Source organism: Thermodesulfobacteriota bacterium (genome assembly GCA_040756475.1).
Classification (GTDB): Bacteria; Desulfobacterota; Deferrisomatia; order Deferrisomatales; family JACRMM01; genus JBFLZB01.
The window spans coordinates 1-6,509 of record JBFLZB010000234.1 but is presented as its reverse complement, the minus strand read 5'-3'; the positions used below and the strand labels follow the sequence as shown (position 1 = coordinate 6,509).

The following is a 6,509-nucleotide window of genomic DNA, read 5'->3' as shown; positions in this document are numbered from 1 at the left end:
CCCCGCTTCCCACCCGGGCGGGGGATCCAGGTCCCCCAGAATCCACCATCAAACTTTGGGGCGGGGTCGGGGGCCCTGTAGCGCAGCCGCGCGCGCATCGACCGATCGGCGGCACCCGGGGCAAAAGGGGTGAAGCTCGGCGCACCTGTTCCCTGGGGGAGATGCCCTCTAGACACCGCGGATTGCGCGGTGGAGCGGAAGGGTTCCCCGACCCCGCCTACCACCCAGGCGGTGAATCGCGGTCCCCGCCGCCCCTTGGACAACCCCGGATACCTGCGGTACACAGGACGCAGTCGTCCCTGGGAGCCATCGGCCCGGAGGTGAATCATGGACGCACGCCCCACTGCCCATCCCGCTGCCGACCTCGAGACCGATCAGCCCGCCTGCCCCCGATCCCGGCCCACAGCCCGCCTGCCTGAAGCAGCTCCCGCGGGTGCGGGCTCGATGGGGCCCTGGCTCGCCCGACAGGTGTTGCGGGCAGCCGGAAGTCCGCCGGTGCGCTTCGTCTTTCCCAACGGCCGAGAGGTCGGCACCTCGGCCGCTCCGCCGGTGGCCCGCCTCCACCTGCGGGAGCCCCGGGCCCTGCCGGGGCTCGTGCTCGACCCGGAGCTTCGCTTCGGCGACGCGTACGCCGCCGGGCGGATCGAGGTGCAGGGAGACCTGGTGGGATTCATCGAGGAGACCTACCGCGCCTGGCCGAGTGCCGAGGGGCTCGCCCATGCCGCCGGGCGCGTCCTTTCCCGGCTGCGCCGCGCCCGGCCGAACACCCTGGAGGGTTCCCGGGAGAACATTCACCACCACTATGATCTGGGAAACGACTTCTACCGGCTCTGGCTCGACGAGCAGTTGGTGTACACCTGCGCCTACTTTCCCCACGCCGGGGCGACCCTGGAGGACGCGCAGGTGGCCAAGATGCGCCACGTGTGCCGCAAGCTCCGGCTCCAGCCCGGGGAGACCGTGGCAGAGGCCGGGTGCGGCTGGGGAGCCCTGGCGCTCCACATGGCCCGCGAGCACGGCGCCCGGGTGCGCGCCTTCAACGTGAGCCGGGAGCAGATTGCCTGGGCCCGGGAGAGGGCCCGGGCAGAGGGGCTCGCGGGGCGGGTGGAGTTCGTGGAGGACGACTACCGAAACCTCACGGGCCGGTACGACGCCTTCGTCTCGGTGGGGATGCTCGAACACGTGGGTCGGGAGCACTACCGAGAGCTCGGCCGGGTGATCGACCGGAGCCTGACGGCGACCGGCCGGGGGCTGCTCCACTCCATCGGGCGCAACCGCCCCGCCCCCCTCCACCGCTGGATCGAGCAGCGCATCTTCCCCGGCGCGTACCCGCCCACCCTGCGGGAGATGATGGAGGTGCTGGAGCCCCACGACTTCTCGGTGCTCGACGTGGAGAACCTGCGCCTGCACTATGCCCGCACCCTGGAGCACTGGCTCGAGCGCTTCGAGAAGGCCTCCGGACAGGTTCGGGAGATGTTCGACGAGCGCTTCGTGCGGGCGTGGAGGCTCTACCTGGCCGGGTCCATCGCGGGGTTCACCACCGGGACCCTCCAGCTCTTCCAGGTCCTCTTCAGCCGGCCCCAGGACAACGCGGTGCCCTGGACCCGCGCCCACCTCTACCCCTGAGAGCCTGTGAAAGAATCGTCGCGAGCAGACCGGAGTGCGAGGCGCGCATGAGCGAACGACGAGACATATCAAGTAGATAGGCGAGGAGTGAGCGAGTGCGCAACGAAGCAATCCGGTCGCGCAGCAGATTGTTTCACAGGCTCTGAGCCGGGGCCCCGCCGCCGTGGAAACCTACGACGTCCTGGTGGTGGGCGGAGGCCCCGCGGGGTCTTCGTGCGCGCGGCTCCTGGCCGCCGGGGGGCTCGACGTGGTGGTCCTGGACCGCGCCGACTTTCCCCGGCCCAAGGTCTGCGCCGGCTGGGTCACCCCCCAGGTCTTCGAGGCCCTGGGGATCGAGCCCGCGGCCTCCGGCCGCGGCCGGGTGCTCCAGCCCCGCCAGGGGTTTCGGGTGGGCGTGCAGGGCGGCCGCCTGGTCGAGGTGCGCTACCGGGAGGCCGTGAGCTACGGCGTGCGGCGGGCCGAGCTCGACGACTTCCTGCTGCGCGGCTGCGGCGCCCGGCTTCGGCTGGGGGAACCGCTGGCCTCCCTGGAACGGCGCGGGGGCCGCTGGGTGGCCAACGGCGAGATCGGGGCGCCCTTCGTCGTGGGGGCCGGCGGCCACGCGTGCCCCGTGGCGCGCCGCCTGGGCGGCGCCAAAGGCCCCGCGGTCGCGGCGCAGGAAGTGGAGTTTCCCATCGGGGGCAGTCCCTGCCCGGTGGCCGGGGATACCCCCGAGCTCTGGTTCACCGACGACCTGCGCGGCTACGGGTGGTGTATCCGCAAGGGGGGGTTCCTCAACGTGGGGCTCGGCGTGGAGGGGGCCTCCGACGTGAAGCACCGCTTTGCCGCGTTCCTCGCCTCCCTCCCCGCCCTTCCTGGGGGTCTGCGGGAGGGCGGCGCCGGTGCCTTCAGGGCTTCGGGCTGGGCCTACCGCCTGTGGGGGCGGGGCCCCCGGGGCCTCACCGGGGACGGAGTGCTCCTGGCAGGCGACGCCGCGGGTCTCGCGTACCCCGAGAGCGGCGAGGGCATCCGGCCGGCGGTGGAGTCGGGCCTCCTGGCGGCCCGCGCCATCCTGGAGGCCCGGGGCGATCCCCGCCCGGAGCGGCTGCGGGGCTACGAGGAGGCGCTCCGAGAGCGCCTGGGCCCCCCCCGTCCCGCCGGGCCGCCCCCCGCGGGACTTCGCCGCGCCGCCGCCCGGCTGCTGCTCGCCTCGGCCCCCCTGGCGCGGCGCGTGGTGCTCGACCGCTGGTTCCTGCGCCGCGGGGAGCGGGCCCTGGAGACGCCCTTCGGGGGTTCCGGGTCCCGGCGCCGTTTCGCGTAGCGCACCACACGGTCCAACGGGGACTGCCGTCCAATCGAAATCGATGCCGGTTTCGATTTCGATTTCGATTTCGATACCGATACCGATTTCGAGGGGGGGGGGAGGGAGCGGCGGGGGGCGGGGGGCCACTACCGCCTCGGCGGCCCCCTTGGTATACTCCGCGCCGGCCCGGGCCCAGCGTCCGGCGCAGGAGCCAGGAGAGCCCATGGACCTGCCCCTGATCGAGCCGCCGGTCTTTCCGCGATGGGTGTGGATGGAGGAGATCGCGTATTCCCACATCGTCATCGCCACCCTCATCACCGCCTACATGGTGCTCGCCCCGGCCTTCGAGTACGTGGGCTACCGCCGCAACGACCCCCGGTACGACCGCCTGGCCCGCAGCTTCATCTGGTTCTCGCTGGTCCTCTTTTCTCCCGGCGCCGCGCTGGGCACGGGCATTCCCATGTGGATCATGGGGACCTACCCGGAGTTCTGGTCCCGGTGGTCGAACCTGTTCTTCTGGCCGCTGATCGCCCAGTTCGTGTTCTTCCTGGGGGAGGTGGTCTTCCTCTTCTTCTTCTACTACCTGGCCTGGGACTACCTGAAGGACCGCAAGCGCCTCCACATCTTCTTCGGCTGCGTGGCGGCGCTCTTCGGGCTCGCGGTGCAGGTGGTGTGGGACGGCCTGGGGTCCTACATGCTCACCCCGAGCGTTCCCCTGCCGGCCGTGAACGACCCGGTGGCCTGGTCGGCGGCGGCGTTCTTCAACCCGAGCTTCCCCTACCTCTTCTTCCACCGGTTCTTCGGGAACATCAGCTGGGCCATGCTGCTCACCGGCGGCATCTTCGCGCTCAAGCACTACCGGGCGAAGGACGCGGGGGAGAAGGCCTACTTCGGGTGGGCCGCGGACGTGACCTTTGCCGTGGGGTTCCTGGCCTTCTTCGCCATGCCGTTTCTCGGGTGGGGCTACGCCGGGGCGGTGCGCGACCACGCCCCCGTGGCGTTCCGAGCCATCATGGGCGGGCACGTGGCACCCCACTTCGCCATCAAGATGGGCTTCGTGGCCCTGCTGGTCGCCCTGGGGGCCGCCTATCTGTTCGCCCGCCACCGCCGCCCGGTGCTCCTGGCCGCGGTAACCCTGGGGCTCGCGAGCCTCGTCTTCGTGTTCCAGTGGCACCCCCCCGTGCGCTGGCTGCCCGGCGGGGCGGCCTGGAGGCTCGGGTGGCCGGTCTTCATCCTGGGCTTTGCGGCGCTCCTCTGGATCTTTCGCGGGCGGCTGCGCCCCGACGCCCCCGGGTGGCGCTGGGCGCTGTTCACCGTGGGCTCGGCGGCCTTTTGCGCCTTCCTGATCGGGGGGTTCGTGCGGGAGCGCAGCAAGAGCCCCGACACCGTGTACGGGGAGATCGTCAAGCCGGAGGTGCTGCCCCGGGAGGCCGACCGCTACCTGCTCTACCAGCGGTGCCTGGGCTGCCACGTCACCCCGGCGGACTTCCGGCGCTCGGGCCCCCAGGACTGGGAGGCCCGGGTGGAGATCGAGCGCCGGCGCCCGGGGGCGGAACTCAGCGACGAGGAGGCGGCCCGCATCGCCGCGTACCTAAGGAAGACGATCCGATGAGCCCCCACATCGAGTTCCCCGCCCTCGGTGCCAAGTGGTTCATCGGCTTTACGGGCCTCTTCCACGTGGCGGTGGCCTCCCTGGCCATCGGGTTTGCGTTCGTGGTGACCGTGGCCCAGATCGTGGGCTACCTGCGGCGCGACCGGGGGTACGACCTGCTGGCCAAACGGGTGCAGCTCTACCACGTGTGCATCTACAATATCGGCACCATCGTGGCCATCGGGCTGATCTTCGGCCTCTCGGGGCTCTACCCCCAGTTCTGGAGCCAGCTCTTCAACCACTTCTTCTGGCCCCTCATCGTGGAGGAGTTCCTCTTCTTCCTCCTGGCCACTACGCTCACCCTGCACTACTTCTTCTGGGACCACCTGTGGGGGCACAAGAAGCTGCACATCTTCATGGGCGCCCTGATGACGCCCATGTTCCTCCTCCAGTTCTACATCATCAACGGGCTCGGGAGCTTCATGCTCACCCCGGGGGTGGGCGAGGCCCAGGTGGACCTGGCCCGGGGCATCCTGGGGTGGGACCGCCAGGCCTTCTACAACCCGTCGTTCCTCATGCTCACCTTCCACCGGGCCCTGGCCAACGTCTCCTACGGGGGCTTCGTGGTGGCGGGCTTGTGCGGGCTCTCGCTCTACCGCGCGACCTCCGGCGCGGTGCGCCGCCAGCACGAGGACGCGGGGCGCCTGGCCTTCTACGTGGGGTTCGTGGCGTTCCTGTCCCTGCCGATCATCGGGTACTTCTACTCCCACGTGCTCAAGTACCACGCCAACGAGGCCTTCGTGAACCTGATGTGGGGCAAGGACGACGTGGTGGCGGGGGGCATCGACTGGTGGTGGACCAAGCAGGTGCTGGTGGCCGCCATGCTCGGCCTGAGCCTGGGGTACTTCTTCCGCACCCGGGGCGAGGACGCGCCGTTTCCCGTGCCCGCCGTGCTGGTGGCTGCCGTGGGAAGCTTCTACGTGCTCTTCTACCTGGCCATGGGCATGATCATGACCTGGGCCTTCTTCTGGTGGATGCTCGCAGTGGGCCTGGGCGCCGCGCTGCTGGCCCGCCACCTTCTGCGCCGCCACCAGGAGTCGCCCCGGGCCCTCTTCGTGGCGGTGGGGACCCTGGCCGCCGCCACCGTGCTCCTGGGGGGGTACGTGCGGGAAGCCTCCCGGCCCCGGTTCGTCAGCCGGGTCAGCCACTACGACGAGGTGTACGTCCCCGCCCAGCGCGCACCCTACCTGATGGTGGGGACCGACCCGGCTACGCTGCCCCCCGTGCCGGAGGCGGCCGAAGCCCCCCCGCCGGGGGTCCAGCTCATCCGCCAGAAGTGCATCGGGTGCCACACCCTGGAGAGGGTGCGAAACTACCGGCTGGAAAACTGGGAGCTCATCGTGGACCAGATGCGGGCCTACGGCCTGCGCTTGTCCCATGACGAGGCCCGCACCATCGTGGAGCACCTGCGGTCGGGAGACCCGTACTGACCCGCCGGCGAGGTTGGATCCGCTACCGGCGGTGATAGCGATGGTAATGGCGATTCCGGGTGGCGCGTTCGGAGGAAGGGTGCACGGCCTGCCGGGCGTCCTGAGACGGAGAGAGGGCAGATGACGGGGAGCGACGAGAAGACCCAGGAGCCCGAGCTCTCGCCCGAGGAGCAGGAGCTCGCGGTCTACCCCCTGCGGGAGGCTTCCGAGGATCCCCGCTGGGCGGTGGGGGTGGTGTGGACGTGGGTGGGCATCGGGCTCGCGTCCACGGCGTTTGTCTTGGCGCTCGTCCTGCTCGGCTACTTCTACGACTGAGGGGGCCATGTTCCTGCTGCGCGCGCGCTTCTGGCTCGGCCTTGCCAAAGCGGCCTTCCTCGCCTTCGTGGCCCTGTTTGCCCTCTTGCAGATCCCCGAGCTGCGCTACGACCTGGGGCCCCGGACGCCTGCGGAGGTTTCGGGGCCGGCGGATCTGGCCCCGGGGCGGTTCCCCACGGCCGCCTTCGTGGCCGTGCGGGGCGTGCCC

At 70.8% G+C, this 6,509-nt stretch carries 6 protein-coding genes; all 6 read left to right on the top strand.

The annotated features are described in order from the left end of the window. The first annotated feature begins 327 nt into the window (after positions 1-327). Positions 328-1,623, top strand: a complete 1,296-nt coding sequence (locus AB1578_21210) for a cyclopropane-fatty-acyl-phospholipid synthase family protein (GenBank protein ID MEW6490416.1) — start codon at positions 328-330, stop codon at positions 1,621-1,623. A 163-nt stretch (positions 1,624-1,786) separates the two neighbouring features. Next, positions 1,787-2,923 carry an NAD(P)/FAD-dependent oxidoreductase gene (locus AB1578_21205; protein ID MEW6490415.1) on the top strand — a complete coding sequence of 379 codons (1,137 nt, stop codon included), beginning with the start codon at positions 1,787-1,789 and terminating at the stop codon, positions 2,921-2,923. A gap of 205 nt (positions 2,924-3,128) precedes the next feature. After that, positions 3,129-4,517, top strand: a complete 1,389-nt coding sequence (locus tag AB1578_21200; GenBank protein MEW6490414.1) for a cytochrome ubiquinol oxidase subunit I — start codon at positions 3,129-3,131, stop codon at positions 4,515-4,517. Further along, on the top strand, positions 4,514-5,986 hold the full coding sequence (locus tag AB1578_21195) for a cytochrome ubiquinol oxidase subunit I (protein MEW6490413.1): 1,473 nt from the start codon (positions 4,514-4,516) through the stop codon (positions 5,984-5,986). The genes AB1578_21200 and AB1578_21195 overlap by 4 nt, the downstream gene beginning before the upstream one ends. 120 nt (positions 5,987-6,106) lie before the next feature. After that, a complete protein-coding gene (locus AB1578_21190) occupies positions 6,107-6,301 on the top strand; it encodes a hypothetical protein (GenBank protein ID MEW6490412.1) in 195 nt (64 codons plus the stop codon). Between the two features lie 7 nt (positions 6,302-6,308). Next, positions 6,309-6,509, top strand: a 201-nt coding sequence (locus tag AB1578_21185) for a hypothetical protein (protein MEW6490411.1), incomplete at its 3' end; no start/stop codon positions are given.